20 protein-coding genes and 1 other RNA gene are annotated in these 20980 nt (G+C 35.1%); 13 read left to right on the top strand and 8 right to left on the bottom strand.

Annotated features, from left to right (window positions below; genetic code table 11):
* Positions 1 to 461 precede the first annotated feature (461 nt).
* From RMB06_RS11070 to RMB06_RS11055, 4 genes are all read left to right on the top strand, one after another.
* Positions 462 to 926, top strand: coding sequence for a MarR family winged helix-turn-helix transcriptional regulator (locus RMB06_RS11070; protein ID WP_002121027.1), 465 nt, complete (start codon positions 462 to 464; stop codon positions 924 to 926).
* Between the two features lie 195 nt (positions 927 to 1121).
* Positions 1122 to 1337 carry a hypothetical protein gene (locus tag RMB06_RS11065; protein WP_017480975.1) on the top strand — a complete coding sequence of 72 codons (216 nt, stop codon included), beginning with the start codon at positions 1122 to 1124 and terminating at the stop codon, positions 1335 to 1337.
* 580 nt (positions 1338 to 1917) lie between these two features.
* A complete protein-coding gene (locus RMB06_RS11060; protein WP_311079476.1) occupies positions 1918 to 4008 on the top strand; it encodes an EAL domain-containing protein in 2091 nt (696 codons plus the stop codon).
* A 147-nt stretch (positions 4009 to 4155) separates the two neighbouring features.
* On the top strand, positions 4156 to 4599 hold the full coding sequence (locus tag RMB06_RS11055; RefSeq protein WP_057068276.1) for a universal stress protein: 444 nt from the start codon (positions 4156 to 4158) through the stop codon (positions 4597 to 4599).
* 54 nt (positions 4600 to 4653) lie between these two features.
* On the opposite strand, the gene RMB06_RS11050 is transcribed toward RMB06_RS11055, so the two are convergent.
* On the bottom strand, positions 4654 to 6090 hold the full coding sequence (locus RMB06_RS11050) for a glucose/sorbosone family PQQ-dependent dehydrogenase (protein ID WP_130172496.1): 1437 nt from the start codon (positions 6088 to 6090) through the stop codon (positions 4654 to 4656).
* Positions 6091 to 6483: 393 nt separating this feature from the next.
* Between RMB06_RS11050 and RMB06_RS11045 the strand changes: the two genes are divergently transcribed.
* Positions 6484 to 7116, top strand: a complete 633-nt coding sequence (locus RMB06_RS11045; RefSeq protein WP_311079473.1) for an SOS response-associated peptidase family protein — start codon at positions 6484 to 6486, stop codon at positions 7114 to 7116.
* Between the two features lie 225 nt (positions 7117 to 7341).
* Positions 7342 to 8796 (top strand): SulP family inorganic anion transporter, encoded by a 1455-nt coding sequence (locus tag RMB06_RS11040; RefSeq protein WP_311079471.1) that lies wholly within the window; start codon positions 7342 to 7344, stop codon positions 8794 to 8796.
* Positions 8797 to 8837: 41 nt separating this feature from the next.
* Here the strand turns inward: RMB06_RS11040 and RMB06_RS11035 are convergent, their stop codons facing one another.
* The 5 genes from RMB06_RS11035 to kynU all read right to left on the bottom strand — a co-directional run bounded on the left by RMB06_RS11035 (position 8838) and on the right by kynU (position 14921).
* Entirely contained in the window at positions 8838 to 10019 is a 1182-nt protein-coding gene (locus tag RMB06_RS11035; protein WP_311079470.1) for a S8 family peptidase, read from the bottom strand.
* A gap of 561 nt (positions 10020 to 10580) precedes the next feature.
* Positions 10581 to 10862, bottom strand: a complete 282-nt coding sequence (locus RMB06_RS11030) for a DUF6527 family protein (RefSeq protein WP_005073920.1) — start codon at positions 10860 to 10862, stop codon at positions 10581 to 10583.
* Between the two features lie 607 nt (positions 10863 to 11469).
* The gene (locus RMB06_RS11025; protein WP_206258336.1) at positions 11470 to 12216 is read right to left on the bottom strand and encodes an alpha/beta hydrolase; all 747 of its coding nucleotides are present in this window, start codon (positions 12214 to 12216) and stop codon (positions 11470 to 11472) included.
* A 7-nt stretch (positions 12217 to 12223) separates the two neighbouring features.
* Entirely contained in the window at positions 12224 to 13630 is a 1407-nt protein-coding gene (locus RMB06_RS11020) for an amino acid permease (RefSeq protein ID WP_086393706.1), read from the bottom strand.
* A gap of 40 nt (positions 13631 to 13670) precedes the next feature.
* On the bottom strand, positions 13671 to 14921 hold the full coding sequence (gene kynU, locus RMB06_RS11015; protein ID WP_206258334.1) for a kynureninase: 1251 nt from the start codon (positions 14919 to 14921) through the stop codon (positions 13671 to 13673).
* Positions 14922 to 15067: 146 nt separating this feature from the next.
* Between kynU and gigD the strand changes: the two genes are divergently transcribed.
* Together gigD and RMB06_RS11005 are read left to right on the top strand one after the other, a co-directional pair.
* Complete coding sequence (gigD, locus tag RMB06_RS11010) at positions 15068 to 15517, top strand: Lrp/AsnC family transcriptional regulator GigD (RefSeq protein ID WP_004791887.1); 450 nt, start codon at positions 15068 to 15070, stop codon at positions 15515 to 15517.
* Positions 15518 to 15545: 28 nt separating this feature from the next.
* Positions 15546 to 16082, top strand: coding sequence for a GNAT family N-acetyltransferase (locus RMB06_RS11005; protein ID WP_032006906.1), 537 nt, complete (start codon positions 15546 to 15548; stop codon positions 16080 to 16082).
* A gap of 37 nt (positions 16083 to 16119) precedes the next feature.
* On the opposite strand, the gene RMB06_RS11000 is transcribed toward RMB06_RS11005, so the two are convergent.
* Positions 16120 to 16413 carry a hypothetical protein gene (locus tag RMB06_RS11000; RefSeq protein ID WP_025465974.1) on the bottom strand — a complete coding sequence of 98 codons (294 nt, stop codon included), beginning with the start codon at positions 16411 to 16413 and terminating at the stop codon, positions 16120 to 16122.
* A gap of 425 nt (positions 16414 to 16838) precedes the next feature.
* Between RMB06_RS11000 and RMB06_RS10995 the strand changes: the two genes are divergently transcribed.
* The 4 genes from RMB06_RS10995 to RMB06_RS10980 all read left to right on the top strand — a co-directional run bounded on the left by RMB06_RS10995 (position 16839) and on the right by RMB06_RS10980 (position 19671).
* Positions 16839 to 17525, top strand: coding sequence for an HAD-IA family hydrolase (locus RMB06_RS10995; protein ID WP_311079466.1), 687 nt, complete (start codon positions 16839 to 16841; stop codon positions 17523 to 17525).
* Positions 17509 to 17937, top strand: coding sequence for an RNA-binding S4 domain-containing protein (locus tag RMB06_RS10990; RefSeq protein ID WP_005068915.1), 429 nt, complete (start codon positions 17509 to 17511; stop codon positions 17935 to 17937). The genes RMB06_RS10995 and RMB06_RS10990 overlap by 17 nt, the downstream gene beginning before the upstream one ends.
* Positions 17938 to 18082: 145 nt before the next feature.
* On the top strand, positions 18083 to 19129 hold the full coding sequence (recA, locus tag RMB06_RS10985; protein WP_002115680.1) for a recombinase RecA: 1047 nt from the start codon (positions 18083 to 18085) through the stop codon (positions 19127 to 19129).
* A gap of 59 nt (positions 19130 to 19188) precedes the next feature.
* Positions 19189 to 19671, top strand: coding sequence for a regulatory protein RecX (locus RMB06_RS10980; RefSeq protein WP_005068912.1), 483 nt, complete (start codon positions 19189 to 19191; stop codon positions 19669 to 19671).
* 13 nt (positions 19672 to 19684) lie between these two features.
* Here the strand turns inward: RMB06_RS10980 and ffs are convergent.
* An RNA gene (gene ffs, locus RMB06_RS10975) (signal recognition particle sRNA small type) lies at positions 19685 to 19781 on the bottom strand.
* A gap of 314 nt (positions 19782 to 20095) precedes the next feature.
* Between ffs and RMB06_RS10970 the strand changes: the two genes are divergently transcribed.
* Entirely contained in the window at positions 20096 to 20968 is an 873-nt protein-coding gene (locus tag RMB06_RS10970; RefSeq protein WP_033847298.1) for a YbgF trimerization domain-containing protein, read from the top strand.
* The last annotated feature ends 12 nt before the right edge of the window (positions 20969 to 20980 follow it).

The raw sequence follows: 20980 nt of genomic DNA, 5'->3' as shown, positions 1-20980 counted from the left end.
AAAACAATACAATGTCATGATATATATAAATATTTTTTATTTAAATATCTTAATTTTTCATAGTTATGACTTTAGAGACAAAAACTTTCTCGTTCAATGCCACGTTCAAATCATAATTTTTTTTCTACGATGCCCTTGCAAGCAATATCGTTCAATTAACGATCAAGCAAGCTTAGATGCAATCTTACATATCCACTCAAAGAGTTTTAGGTACAGCCCTGTTAAGCAGTTTTTACCTTTAATAATCTTTGATTATAGCTGAAGAGTATTTAAAGTTCGCAAAGTTATAGGAATGCTTTATAAAGGTAAGGACAATTAAACCATGTCATTGTTAAATGAAGCTATATAACTTTTGCTCATCAAGTAAAGTCCTGCTATAACTTGCTTGATGAAACTATATTTTTCAACTATTAAAGATAGTTCACCAGGAATGCGATCCACCAAGGTATGGGGAAAAGTCAATGACAAAGAAGTATGCGCGTTTTTTACCTACAACAGAATCTTTTACTCTTGAAGATTTTCCATATTATTGGATTACTCAGGTACATGCTCAATATGTACAAAACATTGATAATGCTTTAAAAAAATATGGTTTAGATAACTCACGTCGACGCATCATGTTGGCTTTAAGCAGCAAGCCCCATGCGAGTGTTTCTGAACTTTCAGATATGATTATTTCAAAAATGTCGACTACCACAAAAATTGTTTATCGTTTGAAAGATGAAGGTTTGGTTGAAACTTACTCTTGCCAAACTGATGGTCGTATCACTCGTGTAGTACTTACAGAAAAAGGGACCGAGATGATCAACAAGATCAATGATCTAACAAGTGTAGTACTTGAGCAGTCTTTTGAAGGTATTACTCCCTTACAGCTAGAAAAAATGATGGAAAGTTTAAAATTACTTTTAAAGAACCTTTCTCGCTAAGATGAAATAAGAATCTATTTATACCCAATAGTTAAAGCTCTCATTACGAGAGCTTAACTATTTTAATGTCTCTACTTTGATATTAAGAGAAATAGCATCCCACATAAAATAATCAATTAACCTTCCATCTGTTGACTTGAGCTCTTAACTCCAGTAGAAATTCTCTTTCAATAATTGAATAGCAAATTTCGGAAAATGGCTAAAAGAAAATACAAAAGTGACAAATTTCAGGTACGTCGTATTAACCGTAGCTGGTGGGTACTTGAAAAAGACCTTGAATCAAACTGCTATTTAAAACATGAGCAAGTGGCAACAAAAACCTTAGCAAACAACTATGCTGATGATTATATAGAACAGTACTATATGAATCTGTACATACAACAACAGTTGAAAAAACCAGAAACTGTATAAAAAGCCATTTTGGCTTTTTTTATTTTTATAATTAAAATTTATAAAAATTATGCATAAAAAAAACCTACATCTTGGGGAAAATGTAGGCTATAAAATGCACAAAAAGGAAATATATATCCTTTTTGATAAAGAGAATTTTACGATAATACAAGCTATTATTTTATATTACTTTTGTAAACTTAATAGCGATTATTGTATTTAATTAACCTCTTTTGAGAGCTTCTTTGTTTATATTATGAATAAAATTTGATTTATCAAATTCTTTATTTTTTTATCTTTACTCCTTCTACTTTCTTAGTTTTATTTTTAATATGACAAATATATATGCATAATTATAAGCTGCTGTTTTAATAAGTTTTTTACAAAAATAAGCATAAATATTTTTTTAAAGAAAGATAAATAAAAATTAATAAATAACAAAAACATAAATTAAATATTTAGTATATATTAGTTTTAATAACTCAATTTTAGTTCAAAAAAAATACACATAAAATTTATTATTTGCTGTTTTGCTTACTACAGAAAGATTACAATAATGGCTAATAAATAGATTAATCAACACAATCTTTCTAGGCATGTTATGACTTCAATGTCGAACAACACCCAAAAGCATTTTATTGTTGAGCAAATTCCACTCCCAACTTGGGTAAGTGATGAAAATGGCTTGATATTATATTGCAATATAGAGTGTACAGAATATTGGTTGGATACTTTTTCTCCATTGCCAGAGCAGTGGCTAGATTTTATTTATCCTGCCGATTTAGATGAAGTCAAAAACAGATGGCTCGAAGCAATTCGCCTACAAAAAAGAATCGAATTAAAATGTCGACTTTTACGAGCTGGAAATCAATATAGATGGTGCAAACTATCGATTCAAGCATCTAAGTATCGCAGCTCCTCACAAACTAGCGAATGGTATGTTAGCTTTTTAGATATAGATCACGATATTCAAGAACAACAAAACTTGCAAAAGAACATTGAAATACAAAATCAGATGTTAGATATCAGTGTAGATTGCATTAAAGTTCTGAATGTAGACGGCACACTTTCTCACATGAACAAATCAGGGTGCCTCGCTTTAGGTGTACCTGTTGATGAAACAGAATTTGGAATGAAATGGCTCGAACTATTACCACCACACATTCGTAAACGCGGTCGAGTCGCTTTGAAAAAAGCTCTTCAAGGTAAAGTTGCTAGATTTGCAGGAATGAGCTGTTTACCAGATCAGGATCCTGAGTATTGGGATAATATGCTTACCCCAATTCATCGGGAAAATGGTGAAATTGGACAAATCCTTTGTGTCTCACGTAATGTTACTCAACAACATTTGGCAGAAAACCAGCTTAGGAATATGAGTGAGAGAGATGAACTGACCGGATTATATAATCGGCGTTCATTTAAATTTCAACTTAAGCGTACTCTCTCATATTCAAAAGATACTCAAACAAGTGTAGGGTTACTTTTAATTGACCTCGACCACTTTAAACATATTAATGATACTTTAGGGCATAGCGCAGGCGATCATCTATTAAAAGTTCTCTCTAAACGCTTTACTCATTGTGTAGATGATGAAAAGTGCTTTGTCGCGCGGTTAGGCGGAGACGAATTTGCGGTTATTATTAATAATCTCAATTCTGAAAATGATGTCCGAGAGTTAGCAGCCATTTTACTTCAACAGTTAAATCAGCCGATTACCTATTTAGGTAATGTCTTAAATGGTGGGATGAGCATTGGCTGCGCAATTTACCCGCAAGATGCCGTAGACCAGTCAGGTTTGCTCAGTTGTGCCGATATGGCATTGCATGATCTAAAAGCGCGTGGTCGTGGTGGTATTCGCATGTATGATCCATGCATGATGCAAATGACCGAAACAGTCGCTTCTCAGCTTAATTTAGCTCGTCAGCTGATTCGCCATCATACCATCCAACCCTATTATCAACCTAAAGTAGACCTAAATACCCATCGTGTAGTGGGATTTGAAGCTTTATTAAGATGGCATACAACCTCAGCTCAAAGAGGCTACCCAGCACAAATTGCGGAAGCTTTTAAAGATTATAATTTAGCGAGTAAGATCGGTGAAACGATGCAACATCAAGTTTTACGTGATATCGCTAAATGGATAACTCTTGGTATTACCCCTCTCCCTGTTTCACTAAATGCTGCACCAGTTGAGTTCTTAAGAGATAATTATGCTGAGAGACTTTTGAAAAAGATTAATCAATTTCAAATTCCGATGCATTATATTGAAGTGGAAGTCACCGAACACATGCTAGGTGACCGAGGTTCGGAATATGTGATCCGCGCACTTAATAAATTAAAACAGCATGGGGTACGTATTGCACTTGACGACTTTGGTACTGGTTTTTCCTCGCTAACCCATATTCGCGATTACCCGATTGATAGTTTAAAAGTAGATTGTAGCTTTATCCAAAAGATGCAACATGACCCATCAATTTATGCGATTGTCCAAGCAATTGGTTTACTCGCTCCAAATTTATCACTTGGGCTTATCGCTGAAGGAATTGAAACTCCGGAACAAGAAGAACTGCTTCGACAATTTGGTTATAGCATAGGCCAAGGGTTCTTATTTGAATCTGCTATAGATGCTACTCAGGTTATTTCCATACTTAAACAAAATCAGCCTTACTTAGAAAGTCATTACAATCTTTGAAAATAAGAGGTTTAATGAACCTTTTAGTTTTTATTCATACTAAAAATAAACAATAATTTTTTAAAAACTGGTCATAATATAAGCATAAAGATAATAATTTCGGTGTTTCCGCACCATACATTGTCACAAGACAATAAGGAGCAATATATGAGTTATCACCATATCTTGGTTCCAGTCGATGGTTCTCCTACTTCACTTATTGCCGTTAATCATGCAACAGCAATTGCTAAGGCCTTTGGCAGTAAAGTGACTCTAGTATATGCACTTACCATAGATCCTTTCATTTCTGTAGAGTTCATCGATAGTACAGAATTAGCACAGGATTATTTTAATAAAGCTAGAGCATCGATTCAGAGCATTTTAGACCAAGCTAAAGAACAATTTAACCAACATGGAATTTCTGTTGAAACAAAAATTGTTGAGGGTCAAACAATCCACACAGAAATTATTAAAGCAGCTAATGAGCTAAAAGCAGATTTATTAGTGATTGGTTCGCATGGGCGAAAAGGGTTTAAAAAGTTCTTCTTAGGAAGCGTGACTCAAGCCCTTTTAGGAGAAATTCATTTACCGGTATTAGTCGTAACTGAATAGTTTTCTAAAGCTAAAAAACCGATCTTTAATAGATCGGTTTTTTTATGGCCTGTATTACTTAGCCTTATAGGTGAACTTAATGAGAGATCCTGGGTTTTCTAATGTATTTGTTACTGAGCCATCATCTTTTTGGACATTTCCGGCAGTATCAGTTAATACATATAAGACGTTCCCATCTGGACTTGCAATCACATCACGATAACGGTTGTTGCTCTTAAACATCGGTACAGCGTCATCATAAGTAGTGCTATAAGTTGGATCTAACTTAATACGGAAAATAACACCACGTTTTAAAGATGGAACCAATAATGTATTTTCCCAACCAGTAATTGCTTTTTTACCGCCCTTATAGACATAGGCAGATGACGGCGCAACGGTTGGCCAACAAATATAGGTCATCTCTCCACAAGTTGGATCGTTATAGTTGTAGGTATCTTGAACGGTATATAAAGTTTTTAATGGTGGGACAAAGTTTTTACCAGTCCATTCAGATTCTTTCGTTACAGGTACACCTGCGGCTACTTTTACTCCATTTTGAGCTAAATCCTTAATTGACTTATTGGCTGCTGCTGAATAGTTTGCATAAGCATAGCCACTATCATCTTTATAACCTGCTACATTCGGCCAACCATAGTTTCCGCCTTTGACAATGAGGTTAATTTCATCGTCAGAGTTTGGGCCTTGTTCAGACTGCAACAATTTACCATTTGGAGTGAATGCTAAGCCCTGCGGATTACGATGTCCAAGTGTATAAATATGGCTAACCACCCCGTTAAAACTTGGATTATCCTTTGGAATACTTCCATCAAGATTTAAGCGTAGTACTTTACCCATATAGGTATGATAGTCTTTGCCATTCAGTTCTTGTTGAGTTGGCGTATGTTGTGCTTGATTTGGCAAGAACAAATAAGCAAGCTGGTTACGCCCTTGGTCACCAATCGTATAATAAATCTTTTGATCTGGACCAATGACAAGACGACCAGACTGATGGTCTTTCGATGATGGTAATCCCGCCAATAAATCTACTGGCTTCTCGAGCGTATCTGTTGATTTATTATAGGTATAACGACGAATAATAGTTTGATTAGGCAATTCTTTATCTGTAGATTTCGAATTTTTAAATGTACCTGAAATGTAGATATAAGGATTATTTTTAAAATCAGGATGGAAAGCAAAGCCTAACAAACCATTTTGTCCATCAGCATCATTTACAATCTCAGGCACCTGAAAAACTGTTTTTACACTACCCGACTCTGGATTCACTCTTAAAATCTTACCTGTTGCGCGCTCTGTTAACCAAATTTGATTATCAGGTCCCCACAACAAAGCATGTGGCTTATTTAAATTAGATAGAATAACTTTCTTGTCAAAGTTCTCTGATTTCGCTTTAGCAAATTGAGATGGAATTAGAGGAACATCAGCAAATGCTGAGAGTGTAACTAGCTGAGCAGCGCCTAATAAAGCAATTTTAGCCAATAAATGTTTATTCATGTGTCCACCTTATAAATTGTCAAAATTTTCCGAGAATTTTTAAACCTTTACTCACTGGTTTGTACGAGTTCTCTATATGATTTGTATTATGATGAATAACGAATCTATTAAAATCTAAATTTCTGAAAGGCTCTGTTGCATAAAAGTAGCTATTAAAACTGAATAAACTCTCTTTAAGATGAGCAACTTAACTATACGATTTATCTTTTCTATTAATTTTATATCTGAAACTTTTTTGAAATGGCCATGAGTTAAATAAATATTTATTAACGAAGTAATTGATAGTTAAAAATTAATACTCAAAGAGACAATTCTAATTATAAAAATATACATCACTAAAGACTAAAAGTTAGAAGCTGTAATTGAGAGCTATTTTTACAACGAAGGTGTCTTATGTGTGCAAACTTTAAACCTATTAAGAAAATACATGCCAATCAATTAGAGTTATTTGAACCCACTTTTGAATATAAGATGGATATTTTCCCAAGTGATGATTGCCCACTCATTTTATCGAATGAAAATGAGCTTGAGTGGAGAAAAGCTAAATTTGGAATGCTTCCCCCTTATGCCAAAGAAATTGCATTAAAATATGCAACATATAATGCCAGAACAGAAACAGTACAACAAAAGCGCTCTTTTAAACATGCTTGGTTAAATGATCAATTTGCGCTTATTCCTGTTGAAGCCATTTATGAACCTAAATATGTCAATGGGAAAGCACATTGGTATGGTATTTTCCGGCAAGATGGGCAACCTTTTACACTGGCTGCGATCTTTGAGGAAACACTTATTGATGGACAGAAAATTAGGTCAATGTCGCTATTAACAATCAATGCTGATCATCACCCTTTTATGAAACAATTTCATAAACCGGATGATGAAAAACGCTCAGTTATTGTAATACCAGACGATCTTAGAAATGATTGGCTCAACTGCACTCATTCTGAAGCCAAAGATTTTTTCTTAGATATGCCTGCGAATGAATTTGCCTCAATGCCAAAAGCTGAAATGAAAAATTATGATTAAATCGGTTTAGTCGACTTAGGTTAGTCAGCCTTAAAAACTTATGCTATTCTTCGGGCACTTTTAAATGCCTCAAACTCTCTATACCTATGACACTTACGCCACCTTAAGTTTATTTACCCTTATCTATTGTAAATAACTCATCACTGTTTAGTGATGTGGTGTAGTCGCTTGTGTTGGTATATCACATCACTAGCCTTTCAAAATTTAGAACTTAGGCTATTTCTCATGTTATCGAATGTCCGAGAACAATGGTTCTCTAATGTCCGCGCAGATATTCTTTCCGGTCTTGTTGTGGGTCTTGCTTTAATTCCAGAAGCAATTGCATTTTCAATTATTGCGGGTGTAGACCCCAAAGTCGGTTTATATGCATCCTTTTGTATTGCCGTTATTATTTCTTTCGTAGGCGGTCGTCCCGCTATGATTTCGGCGGCTACAGGCGCAATGGCTTTGGTTATGACAACGCTTGTAAAGGATCATGGTCTTCAATACTTATTTGCAGCAACAGTATTAACTGGCGTTATACAGATTTTGGCAGGATATTTCAAACTCGCTAAACTCATGCGTTTTGTTTCTAAATCGGTGGTTATTGGATTCGTTAATGCCCTCGCCATACTCATCTTTATGGCTCAATTACCAGAATTGGTAAATGTGACATGGCATGTCTACTTACTAGTAGCAATTGGTTTAGGAATTATTTACCTTTTCCCCTATATTCCAAAAATTGGAAAGTTCTTTCCCTCACCTCTGATTTGTATTGTAGTGGTCACATTACTCGCTATTTTTTTAGGGTTTGATGTTCGCACGGTTGGTGATATGGGTTCATTACCAGACACTTTGCCGATATTTCTAATTCCGAATATTCCTTTAAATTTAGAAACCCTCCTTATTATTCTTCCATATTCTTTAGCCCTTGCCCCTGTTGGCTTACTTGAATCAATGATGACTGCAACAATCGTTGATGAAATGACAGATACATCTAGTGATAAATTTCAAGAATGTAAAGGTCAAGGCATTGCAAATATCGCTTCAGGTTTTATGGGAGGTATGGCGGGTTGTGCCATGATTGGTCAATCAATGATTAATGTAAAATCGGGTGGTCGCACACGCTTATCCACTTTTTGCGCAGGTATATTCTTACTTATTCTCGTTGTATTTTTAAGTGACTGGTTAAAGGTTATTCCCATGGCCGCTCTGGTTGCCGTCATGATTATGGTATCAATTAGTACTTTTGAGTGGAGTTCACTGACTCAATTTAAAAATAATCCTAAAAGTAGTAATGTCGTTATGATCGCAACCGTTATTGTAGTAGTTGCTACCCATAACTTAGCGTTAGGTGTATTAACTGGAGTATTACTTTCAGCACTTTTCTTAGCAAATAAACTTGAAAATGATATTCGTATTGAAACTTCATTCGAGGGTCAAGCTCGTCTATATGAATTAAGAGGTCAAATATTTTTCAGTTCATCTGAAAAATTTATGCAACGTTTTAACTTTAAAGAAGAAATTAAAGAAGTCATTATTGATCTTACCCACTCTCATATTTGGGATGTGACTTCAGTTGCCATGCTAGATTCAGTAGTAAATAAATTTCAAAAGAACGGTATTCAGGTAGCGGTTCGCGGTTTAAATGAAGCCAGTTCAATTATGATTGATAAATATGGTACTCATGCAAAAATCTAAAAAAGGTCCTTCGGGACCTTTTCCAATTTAAATAACTGCTTTTATTGAGGAGATTTATATAGCAATCGATTTGGGCTACCTGAAGGATTTTTTACTACATTATTACTTGCTTGGTTTAAAAGATTGTTCGAGATTGTCTGAGGTGTTGCAGTAGGCGTACTTTGCAACATTTCAGCCACCACACCAGCCACATGTGGAGTAGCCATTGAAGTTCCATTTAAAACTTTAGTTGCTGTATTGCTCCCAATCCATGAAGAATTGATCTGGTTTCCTGGCGCAAAAATATCAACGCAGCTTCCATAATTAGAATAACTCGCTCGTGTATCAGTATTATCTGTAGCAGCAACAGTAATTGCCTTACTTACTCTGGCAGGAGAAGAACTACATGCATCTGTATTCGAGTTTCCTGCAGCCACAACCATTACATAACCATTATTAAATAAGTTTTCTACTGCACTATCTAAAGATGCGTTTGCTTCACCACCTAAAGACATATTCACTACAGCTGGCTTTTTACCATTTTTTAATATCCAATCTAGCCCCGCAATCACATTACTCGAAGCACCAGAACCATCACATCCTAAAATCCGAATGGGTACTAAGCTTACATTCTTGGCAACCCCATAGGTACTACCACCAACTGTTCCTGCCACATGTGTACCATGACCATGACAGTCACTTGTTCCATTACCATCAGATATCGCGGTATAGCCACTTAATACCCGTCCAGAGAACTGTTGATGTGTAGACAATATTCCTGTATCAACAATATAAGCGGTTGTACCTGAACCTGTTTGTAAGTACGAATAGGCTGAATCTAGAGGTAAGTTTTTTTGGTCAATACGATCTAGTCCCCAATCTGGGTTGCTTTGGGTAGTGGCATCAACTTTCATGATTGTGTCATTTTCTACTGAAACGACTTTCGGATTTTTTTTCATGGCTTCAACAAAAGCAGTACCGGCAACATCGGGTAAATAAATTGCAAATCCCTTAACTACAGCATCATAGGTCTGTAATACCTTCCCACCATGTTGTTTAGCAATACCTTGTGCAAACTCGTTAGAAGAACCCACATCCTTATTAAGAATAACAATATATTGATTTTTAATAATTCCTTTTGCTTCAGATGAGCCTAATACAGAATTTGTTGTAGCAGGTGCAGCATAGGTTAAATGGCTCAGCGCTATTGTTAAAAGAAAAGTCGAAACTTGACAAAACTTCATAGAAAATCTCCATATTTTTTACTTTAGACATCATTGTTATGATCAGTACAGTCTTTATATTTAGGGATTAACATCTTTTGAAAGGAATTTTTATTATATTCTCCATATATTATAACCACGTCATGTTTTCATAAAACTTGGACCTATACAATGCTATTATCTTTTTTCATTTAAAATTGAGAACCAATTCAAATAAACCAATACATCAAACATTTTAGAATAAATAATTATCTTACTTTATTTATAATTTAGTTTAGGTAGGATGTATAATGTAAAAATATATAATCATTAAAAACAATATAAATGTAGAAATAATGAGATATGTTCCAGTTGTATTAAAGCTTTTTAAAAATTTCCAGATATCCATAAATAAAAATATAAAACAGTAAGTTATGAAAATTCTTGCAAATTATAATATAGCCTTCAACTAAAAGAGATTTACAATTTTTTAAACTATATGTGTTCAGTATCAAATATGTAAAGATATATTGCAAAAATATGTGATAATTAAGGAAATGTGCAGTCCTTTAAATGGTCATAATTAATAAATACCAAAATCAATTATATTCTATAGTTTTTTAATTTTAGTTCTGGCAGCTCAACCTTACAACCAGCTAAATGATGCCTACAATTAACGCTATATTCGATAAAGCCATCTTTAATAAAGTAATTACAATATTCATTTATACTTATGATGGGATCAAATGTCGGTTTTTCCAAGTTACCATTAAAAAACCATTGGTTGCCGTTAGAGAAAGGATAATGTACAGGAATATAATGAAGATATCCGCAAGCAGGACACATATGTTTATACATGCCTCCTTCAAAATACTGTACTTTCATTAACACTCCTTTAAAAATAAAAAAGCCAACTCATAAGAGCCGACTAAACCATTTATTTACAGATGCAATATATTATTAAATTATGTGCTATAGCCTTCTCTCTTTTATTTTTCTGTTTTTAATTTATCTAACCTATATGACAAACTCATGAAGTTCCGAGTGTAATCTCACACTTTGTTAGTTTGGTAAAATATATTTTATATAATCTATTAATTAAATGATAATTCCAGTTAAATAATGAAAAGCAAATACTAGTTTGTTTCTTATTTGGCAGAGGGCTATGTGATTAACTTATATTAATCATTAAATAGATATTACTGCCATATTCAAGAACAAAATTCGATTTATCTTATTGTTTTTAAAAATCAAATAAAAAAGTCCGCATCTTGGGAAGCTACGGACTTGAAACTCAACTAAACAACAGCTAAACATTTTGCCGCTTAGTGAGAAAGCACTATCTTTTTAATCTAATTAAGTTCTATAGTCAGGTCAATAAGGATACTTAATTTTTATAAAAATTAGGTTGAGTTGTGATTTATCTCACATTTTATCTTCTAATAAGTTTTAATCTGTTTTTCTTTACTCAATTACATTCTATTTCAAACACTTAAATTAAAATATTATTAAAGTAATGATTTAAAATAGAATAATGGTTAATTTTAGGAATAAGCTTGAAAGTAACAAAATGCTGATCTTGCCTTTTCTTCATTTCAAAATAATTTTGGCTTTGCCATTTCAACTCATCAAGTTCGAGTTCACCACAGAAAATTGAACATGGAGTAGTAATTCGTTTTGACTGATGAACAGGGCTGTATTTTAAGATATCTTCGCTTGAAAGATTGAGAGCATGATTTAAATGTGTACTTTGTATAGGCTCAAGATCATAAATTCCACTTAACAAAACCATCTCAGATATGAGAGGATGGCCTAATGACAAAGCAGCCAGATGCGCCCCTGCCGAATGCCCAACCAAAACTACCTCATTAGTTTTCCAGTCTTGCTCTCGAATAAAATCGAGAGCTTGATTAACTTGAGAAGCAATATCTGAAATTTTGCTTTGTGGGGCCAGATCATATTCTAAAAGAATACACTGTGCACCCTTGGCTAGAACATACGGTACGATGAATGCAAAATCTGATTTATCACACCATTGCCAATATCCACCATGAATAAAAATAACAGTCTTTTTGGCTTGTTCTAATGGGAAAAAATCTAAAGTTGACCGTGAGTGCGTACCATATTGGATATCTGCAATATGGGTAAATTTTTGATAGCTCAACAAGCTTGTTCTTTTAAATTCTGCCAATATTTCATGTTCATTCGCTACGGTTCTAGAATTATCATATGGTCGCATAGGTCTCTCACTTCAACGATTCTTCATGAGCATTTAAAGCAAGCTTGGCTGATGAACGTTTTAAATAATAGAAAAATGTAAGAACAACAACTAATGGGACTCCAAACTGTAAAGTTGACTTGAATTCATTGGTAAACCACGTTGTGATCGTAATACTTAAAATTGCGATTAATCCTAAAAGGGAGATTAACTGACTCGCTGGAACCTTAAATTTTAACTGTTCTCCTTTTCGTGCCATATTCCTTCTAAAAAACATATGGGTAACAAAAATACTGCCCCAAGTGAACAACGCACCAAACATAGATAAAGCAATCATGATCGGGAAAGCCGAAGCTGGGTTAATCGTATAAACAATACTCGCAATACCAATACCAACAGCTGACAATAACAACGCATTAATTGGTACACCATTATGACTAATACGGCCAAATAGTTTTGGCGCATCTCCTGCTCGTGACAAGCTAAATAGCATACGTGTTGAGATATACAACATACTATTCATGGCTGATAAGGCCGCGACAATTACAATAAAATTTAAAATACTGTCTGCATATGGAATCCCTACAATTTTCATCACCATCACAAAAGGGCTGGTTGCGTCAGCTCCAATTAAGGTTGTCCAAGGAACAAGGGCCACAATGAGAAATAAAGACAGCAAATAAAATAGGATTAAGCGAATTGCCGTACTTTTAAAAGCTTTCTTAACAGCTCTTTCTGGATCTTTAGCCTCACCTGCTGCAACAGCGATCATTTCAATACTTAAATAACTAAATATTGAAATGATTACTCCAATCCAGACTCCACTAAAACCATGAGGAAAAAAGCCACCATGTTCGGTTAAATTAGAGAGAACCTGTTCTGTTCCTCCATGACTTTGAGTCAAAATACCAATTGCTAAAAGAATAAATACAATAATTGCAAAGACTTTTATTGTCGAAAACCAATATTCAACCAACCCAAATGCTTTAACACTATATGCATTAACCACAAGTAACGTCAGCGAAAAAAACGCAATCCAGACCCAAGAACCTACATGAGGAAACCATAATTTCATATAGTCAGCAACTGCTGTAATTTCTGTACCGACCGCTAATACAATACATGCCCAATAACAATAACGGACTAAAAACCCAGCAAGCGGACTTACATAATGCTCAGCATATGCCCCAAATGAGCCTGACGTAGGGTGCTGGACTGTCATCTCAGCCAAACAAGCCATAATAGCAAATGCGATTAAGCCTCCTATGGCATAACTCACAATGACGGCTGGGCCAGCAAAGCTAATTGCGAACTTGCTTCCCATGAACAGTCCTGTACCAATCGCTCCACCAATTGCAATCATTCCCATCTGTTTTGCGGATAATTTTTTATGTAAACCCGCTTCTCGATTTTGTATTTCATCAAAACTGCTCATAGGCCCTCCTAGCCATTTTTCTAATGTTGATTTCTAACGATCAGGTCACTTCACTGCGCACCAGATAACGTTCATTTTTCCATTCACTATTCAGCATAATTTGCTTAAGTTGTTGTACGGCATTCCAAATATCTTCAAATCCTAGATATAAAGGTGTAATTCCAAAACGTAATACTTCCGGCTCTCGATAATCCCCAATTACCCCACGAGCAATGAGAGCTTGAATAATTTCATAACCGAACTCATGCCTATAACTGACATGACTGCCACGATATTTATGATTTAAAGGTGTAATCAGCTCAAAACCAAACTGGGCACACTCTTGTTGAACAAGTTGAATAAACAAATCAGTTAATTTGAGTGATTTCACGCGTATTTGTTGCATATCAGCTTGTAAGAAAATATCGATACCACATTCAATTAGACTCATAGAAATGATGGGTTGAGTTCCGCACAAGTAACGGCGAATACTGTTAGCTGGTTCATAGTGCTGAGCCATATCAAAAGGTTTCTTGTGGCTCCACCAGCCTGAGAGAGGTTGCCAAAATTGATCACGATGCTTTCGATTTACCCATAACAACGCTGGAGAACCTGGGCCACCATTTAAATATTTATAAGTACAACCAATCGCAAAATCACTATTGCTCTGATTAAGATCCATAGGCACCGCACCAACCGAGTGACATAAATCCCAAATAATCAAAGCATCTTTAGCGTGAATTTGTTGATTAATAGATTCCATATCATAGAAATATCCAGTCCGATAATTCACATGAGAAAGAACAACTACCGCCACATCTTTTGCTAGAACACGAGATAAATCATCGGTGCCATCAATCAATTCAACTTGATAACCCTGATGAATCAAATCGATAAAGCCTTCAATAATATAAATATCGGTTGGAAAGGCATCTTTTTCTGCAACAATAATTTTACGTTCCGGAAATTTTTCAGCTTGAATTTTTACCGCTGCTGATAGAACTTTGAATAAATTTAGGGTCGTTGAGTCTGAAATAACTACTTCACCTTGTTCAGCACCGATAAGCTGCGCGACTTTATCTCCGAGTCTAGTCGGTAAACCCCACCAATCTGCTTTATTCCAACTATTAATAAGGTCCTCGCCCCACTCTTTGGCAATAATATGCTGAGCAACCTCTAATGATTTTTTTGGTCTTGCACCCAAAGAATTACCATCTAAATAAATGACATTTTCTGGTAGTGCAAATTCGTCTTTAAACTTTTTGAGTTCATCTTCCTGATCCCAATAGAGGCATTGTTCGTGAGTAATCATTTGTTATTTCACCTATTTTCAACATTTCCTTTGTATTTGAATTTTATCACGCTAATTCTTTCGATTTATTCGATAATATTTGATTAAAATTTACTATTTTCGTATAAAATTCGAATTAAAATTAAAAACATGGATGAAATTCGAAAATGAATGTAGATGCAATTGATCTTAAAATTTTAAAATATTTACAAGATAATGCTCGGTTAAGTAACCAAGAACTGGCCGATCTCGTTAACCTTTCGGCTTCAGCTTGTCATCGGCGAGTTAAAATTTTAGAAAGCAATGGTGTAATTGAAAAATATCAAGCGAAAGTTAATTATGAAAAACTAGGTATAAAAATTGAGGCAATTGTCGAAATAAAGCTTGCCCAACTCACAGAAAATGATCACAACTTCTTTTTAAGTCAGATCAAAAATTTTGATGAAGTCATTAATGCATATATTATTACTGGCGAATCTAATTATGTTTTACACGTTGCGACCAAAGATTTGAGTTCTTTTTCTCATTTCGTCATTAATACCTTAAATAAAATAAAAGGTGTAGTGAGCATCAATTCCAAGATCATTTTACAAAAGATTGTGCAAAAACCACTTTAATCCCTTATTTTTATTAAAGAGACATCTCATGATCGAAACAAAACGTTTAATTTTAAGACAATGGAAAGAAAGTGATGTTGAGCCTTTCATAACAATGGGCTTGGATCAAGATGTTATGCAATTTTTCCCAACTCTATTAACACCCCAAGAAAGCCTTAATTTAATCCAAAAAATTTCATCTCTCATTAATGAAAATGGTTGGGGCTTCTGGGCAGTAGAGTTAAAAGAAACCCATCAATTTATCGGGTTTATTGGTTTACATAGCCAACCTGAACAATTTGACTTTTCTCCTTGTGTGGAAATCGGGTGGCGACTTGCAAAAGAATTCTGGAAACAAGGTTATGCAACTGAAGGAGCAAAAGCGGCTTTAGACTATGGTTTTAATGTACTGAATTTAGATAAGATCGTTTCATTTACCGCTAACATAAATACACCCTCTCAAGCCGTCATGGAAAGACTTGGAATGCACAAAGTTAAAAACTTTGATCATCCCAAGGTTCCTCTCCATCACCAACTAAAAGCACATGTGTTATATGAAATTACAAGCTCTTCATTTATTTTTTGATTAAAGTCAAAATTTTAAATTATTAATAAAAATTTTCTTAATCATCGAAATCATAGCCAACAGATGTAGAGCACTCCCAATACTCATGGATTTTACTTGCGATATCATCTTTTCCCATGGTAGTGAGTACATAAAAGAGTTTAGCCTCTTTATTTTTTCTTAGTATTAAGAGGTTGTAGTAATCATACTCAGGCCCATTAAGACCTAATGTTGGCTGTGATTCACAGTGCTTTTCTGCTTTGTAATGCCATTCAAGCTTATAAGTATCAAGGCCATCAGCAGCATTGATTACAATACCGTCATTGGCTCCGCCAATAAATCCAATTTTCATTGCTTTCTCTAAATTCTTATTAGGGTTAATTTTAAATATAACTTTAAACAAGTATCCTTCAATTTATAAAATGTATGTCAATACGTATCCTATGTAAGCAAAATTAACCATAAATATAGATGGCTTTTAAGATTTCTTAATTGCAAAACTTTGACTCCGTATTTTTACTTTAAATACAGGGAAAAGTTTTCTATTAAAAAGCATTTATTATTGTTTTTTGTTTTTCAAAATTACACGCTATAATTTTCAAATCATTTATCCTCCCTACCCATCACATTAATCAAAACACCTTTTGAAAGAATTAATGGGTGGAGTTTTAAATTAATTTTATATCTCGAAGTTTCTTTAATTAATGATTTTAAAAAGGATATATGGTAGATGTGTCTTAAAAATTTTGCTTTAAATGATTTTGGAGATATTTAGATATGTCTAAAATCGTAATGTTTGACATGGATGGTACACTATTAGATCTCGCTTTTGATGATTTCATCTGGAATGAATGTCTTCCTAAGCGACATGCAGAGATACATCAACTTCCACTTGCCCAGAGCCAAAAAACACTATATCAGTTTTATCAATCACATAGACATACGCTTGTTTGGTATTCATCAGCTTATTGGACCAAAACTGTAGGCGTTGATGTACTCAAATTACAGCAAGAATTTCAGACAAAAATTCAAGCTCGGTCTGGTTGTATTGAGCTTCTGCAGGAACTGAAAAAGCAAGGATATAGTTGTTGGTTAGTTACAAATGCCGATCGTACAAGCTTACGGTTAAAGCTCGATAATGTTGCAATTGAACACTTCTTTGACGTAATCGTATCGAGTGAACAAATTGGTTATGCAAAAGAAGATATTCATTTTTGGCAAGAGCTCCAAAAATTACACCCTTTTGCCCCAGAAGCAACCATTTTTATTGATGATACAGCTCCTGTACTCAAAACAGCTGAAAAATTTGGTATCAAACACTTGTTTACTATCTTGCAGCCCTCAAGTCTAAAGGATGTAAGAAAGCATGAAGATTTAGAATATAAAGCACTAGATCGACTTACAGAATTGCTGTCTATATTGAATCAAATTGATAGAAAGGATAATGATGTCAAAATCGCTTGAAAACGATGCTGTAGAGACCATGCGTATCGACAAATGGCTATGGGCTGCTCGTTTTTTTAAAACTCGTTCAATTGCTAAAGCAGCAATCGAAGGAGGTAAAGTACATCACAATAATGAGCGTGTAAAAGTTTCCAAAGAAATTCGTGTTGGAATGGAACTAATTATTCAACAAGGTTTTGATAAAAAAACCGTTGTCGTAAAAGCGCTTTCGAACACACGTGGTCCAGCACCAGTTGCCCAGCAACTTTATGAAGAAACAGAAGTAAGTATTGCTAGACGGGAGTTGATTGCATCCCAACGAAAATTGCATAATCTTGCTCGACCTGATCATAGACCGAGTAAAAAGGATCGTAGACAGATTAATCGGTTTAAACAGGACAATGATCAACACTGGTCGTATGGTGATGAATAAAAACGTCGAGTTGTGTCGCACACACACAGACAACACATAGAAGCTATAGAAAAAATCTGTCACTATTAGCCCTGTGAAACAAGTTGAGATTCAATGCATCCACTTGGGTTAAATGTGATGAACTTAGAGTATTGAGGTTTTTGAGATGGATGAGAATAAAAGCAAAGCATTACAAGCCGCGCTAAGTCAAATTGAGAAACAATTTGGCAAAAATACGGTGATGCGTCTCGGTGATAACACTGTTCAAGCAGTTGAAGCTGTATCTACAGGTTCTTTGACTTTAGATATTGCATTGGGGATTGGCGGTTTACCGAAAGGTCGTATCGTTGAGATTTATGGTCCAGAATCTTCTGGTAAAACCACAATGACTCTCCAAGCGATTGCACAATGTCAAAAAGCTGGTGGTACTTGTGCATTTATCGATGCAGAACACGCATTAGATCCACAATATGCACGTAAGCTGGGCGTGGACATTGATAATCTACTTGTATCGCAACCTGATAACGGTGAACAAGCACTTGAGATTGCAGACATGCTAGTTCGTTCTGGTGCAATTGATTTAATCGTTGTCGACTCAGTTGCTGCTCTTACTCCTAAAGCAGAAATTGAAGGCGAAATGGGTGACTCTCACATGGGCTTACAAGCTCGCTTAATGAGTCAGGCATTACGTAAAATTACGGGTAACGCTAAACGCTCGAACTGTATGGTTATTTTCATTAACCAGATCCGTATGAAAATTGGTGTAATGTTTGGTAGCCCTGAGACTACGACTGGTGGTAACGCATTGAAGTTCTATGCTTCTGTACGTTTAGATATCCGCCGTATTGGTCAGGTCAAAGAAGGTGATGAAATCATCGGCTCTGAAACTCGAGTTAAAGTTGTTAAAAACAAAATGGCTCCTCCTTTTAAAGAAGCTATTTTCCAAATCCTATACGGTAAAGGTACAAACCAGCTTGGCGAACTTGTAGATTTAGCTGTACAACAAGATATCGTGCAAAAAGCAGGCGCTTGGTATTCATATCAAGGCAATAAAATTGGCCAAGGTAAAAACAATGTTATCCGCCACTTTGAAGAAAATCCTCAAATGGCTGGAGAAATTGAAAAGATTATCCGTGAACAACTGCTAACTACGGGTACTAATGGTGCTGTACAAGTGGAAGATGAAGAAGAAGATCTTCTATTAGAGTCTTAATTACCGCTTATAAGTCTTAAAACGCCCTTCGGGGCGTTTTTTACAAGGAAATATTAAATATGTTCAAAAGAACAGAAGAACAGCCCCAACAACGCGCTTTGCTAACAGGTCAACGTTTGCGCTCATATGCTTTTGCGTTATTGACTCGTCGAGATTATTCGAAAGCAGAACTTATCGAGAAATTGAATCGTTATGCACAAAACCCTGAAGAGGTTAAGCAACTTGTTGAAGAGTTATCTGAGCAAAATTATCAAAGTGACCAACGCGTTGCAGAACTAACATTGGCTAGCCAAATTCGTAAAGGCAAAGGGCCAAAACGCATCAAACAAGCTTTAAAAACTAAACAAATCGAAAATGATTTAATTGCAGATGAAATTCATAACATTGATTGGGTGGAACAGGCTTATCAACTTAAAGTGAAAAAGTTTGGTGAAGAAGTAGAAAAAGATCCTAAACTTAAAGCAAAACAGATGAGGTTTTTACAGTATAGAGGATTTGATTTAGATGTAATTATGAAGGCAATCCAACGGAGATCGGATTAGAAGATGGTGGCAACCCCACTAGCAAAACTTCGGCACATCATAGATCTGCTACCGTTGCTACCTTCCGGTCCTGGCGGGGTTCACAGAGTACAATTGCGAAGCCACCAGCGGGGCTACCATTGCAAAACAGAGTATAGAGATTTTTAAAAGAGTTGCAAGCCTTCTTCTCAATTTTAAGCAAGTTTATGTTTCAATTGATTAATTCATCGTCAAAAAAATATAAATTCCTAGAATCTCTTATCTTATATTCTTTCTTGATACTTATTTTGAATAAAATATGCTTGAAGATTGTAAACTATTCTTGCATTTATATTGTTAGCTGTTTTAATTGCAATGATCAATTAAAACCTTAGATAGCTAATGTGAATAGTTTACATATTCCCTTCTCAAGTTAGCTTTTACATAAAATTATGGACCTATACTCATGCGATTGATGAAGCATTCTTTATTATTTATTGCCTTAATGAGCACTACTTCTCTCTATGCCAATATTCCAATTGAATCGCGCGGTTTAAGTCAAAGTGGTGGTAGTTCAACTAACACTTCATCGAATAACGCTTCAGTCCCTAGTAATTTAAATTGGGAATTGATGCAAAAAAACCAACAATTAGAAAATGATATACGCACCTTACGCGGACAGTTAGAAGAACAATCGAATGATATTGAACAATTGAAAAAAGATTTATCTAATCGCTATACTGATTTAGACCAGCGTTTGGAATTACTGAATCAAAAAGTAGATCCAGAAAGTGCAACACCAGACAATACAGCAAATAGTGATGCTACAGCTACTGGAAGCTCAGAAGCTCCTCCTATCGACAATAAAGCAGTAAGTACTACAACTTCTGCAAGTCAAGTTACTCCCCCCTCACAAACGCAAGTAACACAACCAGCTTCACCGCCTGCTACACAAAACCAATCGAACCCTGTAGAACTTGAAAAAGCAGCTTATACTGTCGCTTTAGATGCCTACAAACAAGGTGGAGCGAAAAAAGCGATTGCTCCAATGCAAAACTTTATCAAAAATCATCCTAATAGCGTTTATACAGGGAATGCCTATTTTTGGTTAGCTGAGTTTAATTTAGCAACTGATCCGGTAAATTATAATGAAGCTAAAAAGAACTATACTGTAGTAGCTACGCAATACCCAAATTCTAGTAAAGCTCCTCGCGCGCTTTATCAACTCTACAGTATTGCCAAAGATGTTGATAAAAACACTGTATCAGCAAACCAATATAAAGCTAAAATCTTAAGTCAGTATCCAAAATCTGAAGAAGCCAAATTTTTTAACAAATAAAAGTTTTTAAGA

It is taken from the genome of Acinetobacter sp. V104_13 (genome assembly GCF_031798995.1).
GTDB classification, from domain to species: Bacteria; Pseudomonadota; Gammaproteobacteria; order Pseudomonadales; family Moraxellaceae; genus Acinetobacter; species Acinetobacter pittii.
This window is presented reverse-complemented; position numbering and strand designations above follow the sequence as displayed.

What these genes read in the sequence shown, in the direction of transcription:
- gigD (WP_004791887.1), top strand. Translation starts at nt 15,068, where the DNA reads ATGAATGTAGATGCAATTGATCTTAAAATTTTAAAATATTTACAAGAT.
- RMB06_RS11070 (WP_002121027.1), top strand. Translation starts at nt 462, where the DNA reads ATGACAAAGAAGTATGCGCGTTTTTTACCTACAACAGAATCTTTTACT.
- RMB06_RS10995 (WP_311079466.1), top strand. Translation starts at nt 16,839, where the DNA reads ATGTCTAAAATCGTAATGTTTGACATGGATGGTACACTATTAGATCTC.
- RMB06_RS11040 (WP_311079471.1), top strand. Translation starts at nt 7,342, where the DNA reads ATGTTATCGAATGTCCGAGAACAATGGTTCTCTAATGTCCGCGCAGAT.
- RMB06_RS10990 (WP_005068915.1), top strand. Translation starts at nt 17,509, where the DNA reads ATGTCAAAATCGCTTGAAAACGATGCTGTAGAGACCATGCGTATCGAC.
- RMB06_RS11020 (WP_086393706.1), bottom strand. Translation starts at nt 13,630, where the DNA reads ATGAGCAGTTTTGATGAAATACAAAATCGAGAAGCGGGTTTACATAAA.
- RMB06_RS11050 (WP_130172496.1), bottom strand. Translation starts at nt 6,090, where the DNA reads ATGAATAAACATTTATTGGCTAAAATTGCTTTATTAGGCGCTGCTCAG.
- recA (WP_002115680.1), top strand. Translation starts at nt 18,083, where the DNA reads ATGGATGAGAATAAAAGCAAAGCATTACAAGCCGCGCTAAGTCAAATT.
- RMB06_RS11065 (WP_017480975.1), top strand. Translation starts at nt 1,122, where the DNA reads ATGGCTAAAAGAAAATACAAAAGTGACAAATTTCAGGTACGTCGTATT.
- RMB06_RS11025 (WP_206258336.1), bottom strand. Translation starts at nt 12,216, where the DNA reads ATGCGACCATATGATAATTCTAGAACCGTAGCGAATGAACATGAAATA.
- RMB06_RS11055 (WP_057068276.1), top strand. Translation starts at nt 4,156, where the DNA reads ATGAGTTATCACCATATCTTGGTTCCAGTCGATGGTTCTCCTACTTCA.
- RMB06_RS11035 (WP_311079470.1), bottom strand. Translation starts at nt 10,019, where the DNA reads ATGAAGTTTTGTCAAGTTTCGACTTTTCTTTTAACAATAGCGCTGAGC.
- RMB06_RS11045 (WP_311079473.1), top strand. Translation starts at nt 6,484, where the DNA reads ATGTGTGCAAACTTTAAACCTATTAAGAAAATACATGCCAATCAATTA.
- RMB06_RS11030 (WP_005073920.1), bottom strand. Translation starts at nt 10,862, where the DNA reads ATGAAAGTACAGTATTTTGAAGGAGGCATGTATAAACATATGTGTCCT.
- RMB06_RS11060 (WP_311079476.1), top strand. Translation starts at nt 1,918, where the DNA reads ATGACTTCAATGTCGAACAACACCCAAAAGCATTTTATTGTTGAGCAA.
- RMB06_RS11000 (WP_025465974.1), bottom strand. Translation starts at nt 16,413, where the DNA reads ATGAAAATTGGATTTATTGGCGGAGCCAATGACGGTATTGTAATCAAT.
- RMB06_RS10980 (WP_005068912.1), top strand. Translation starts at nt 19,189, where the DNA reads ATGTTCAAAAGAACAGAAGAACAGCCCCAACAACGCGCTTTGCTAACA.
- RMB06_RS10970 (WP_033847298.1), top strand. Translation starts at nt 20,096, where the DNA reads ATGCGATTGATGAAGCATTCTTTATTATTTATTGCCTTAATGAGCACT.
- kynU (WP_206258334.1), bottom strand. Translation starts at nt 14,921, where the DNA reads ATGATTACTCACGAACAATGCCTCTATTGGGATCAGGAAGATGAACTC.
- RMB06_RS11005 (WP_032006906.1), top strand. Translation starts at nt 15,546, where the DNA reads ATGATCGAAACAAAACGTTTAATTTTAAGACAATGGAAAGAAAGTGAT.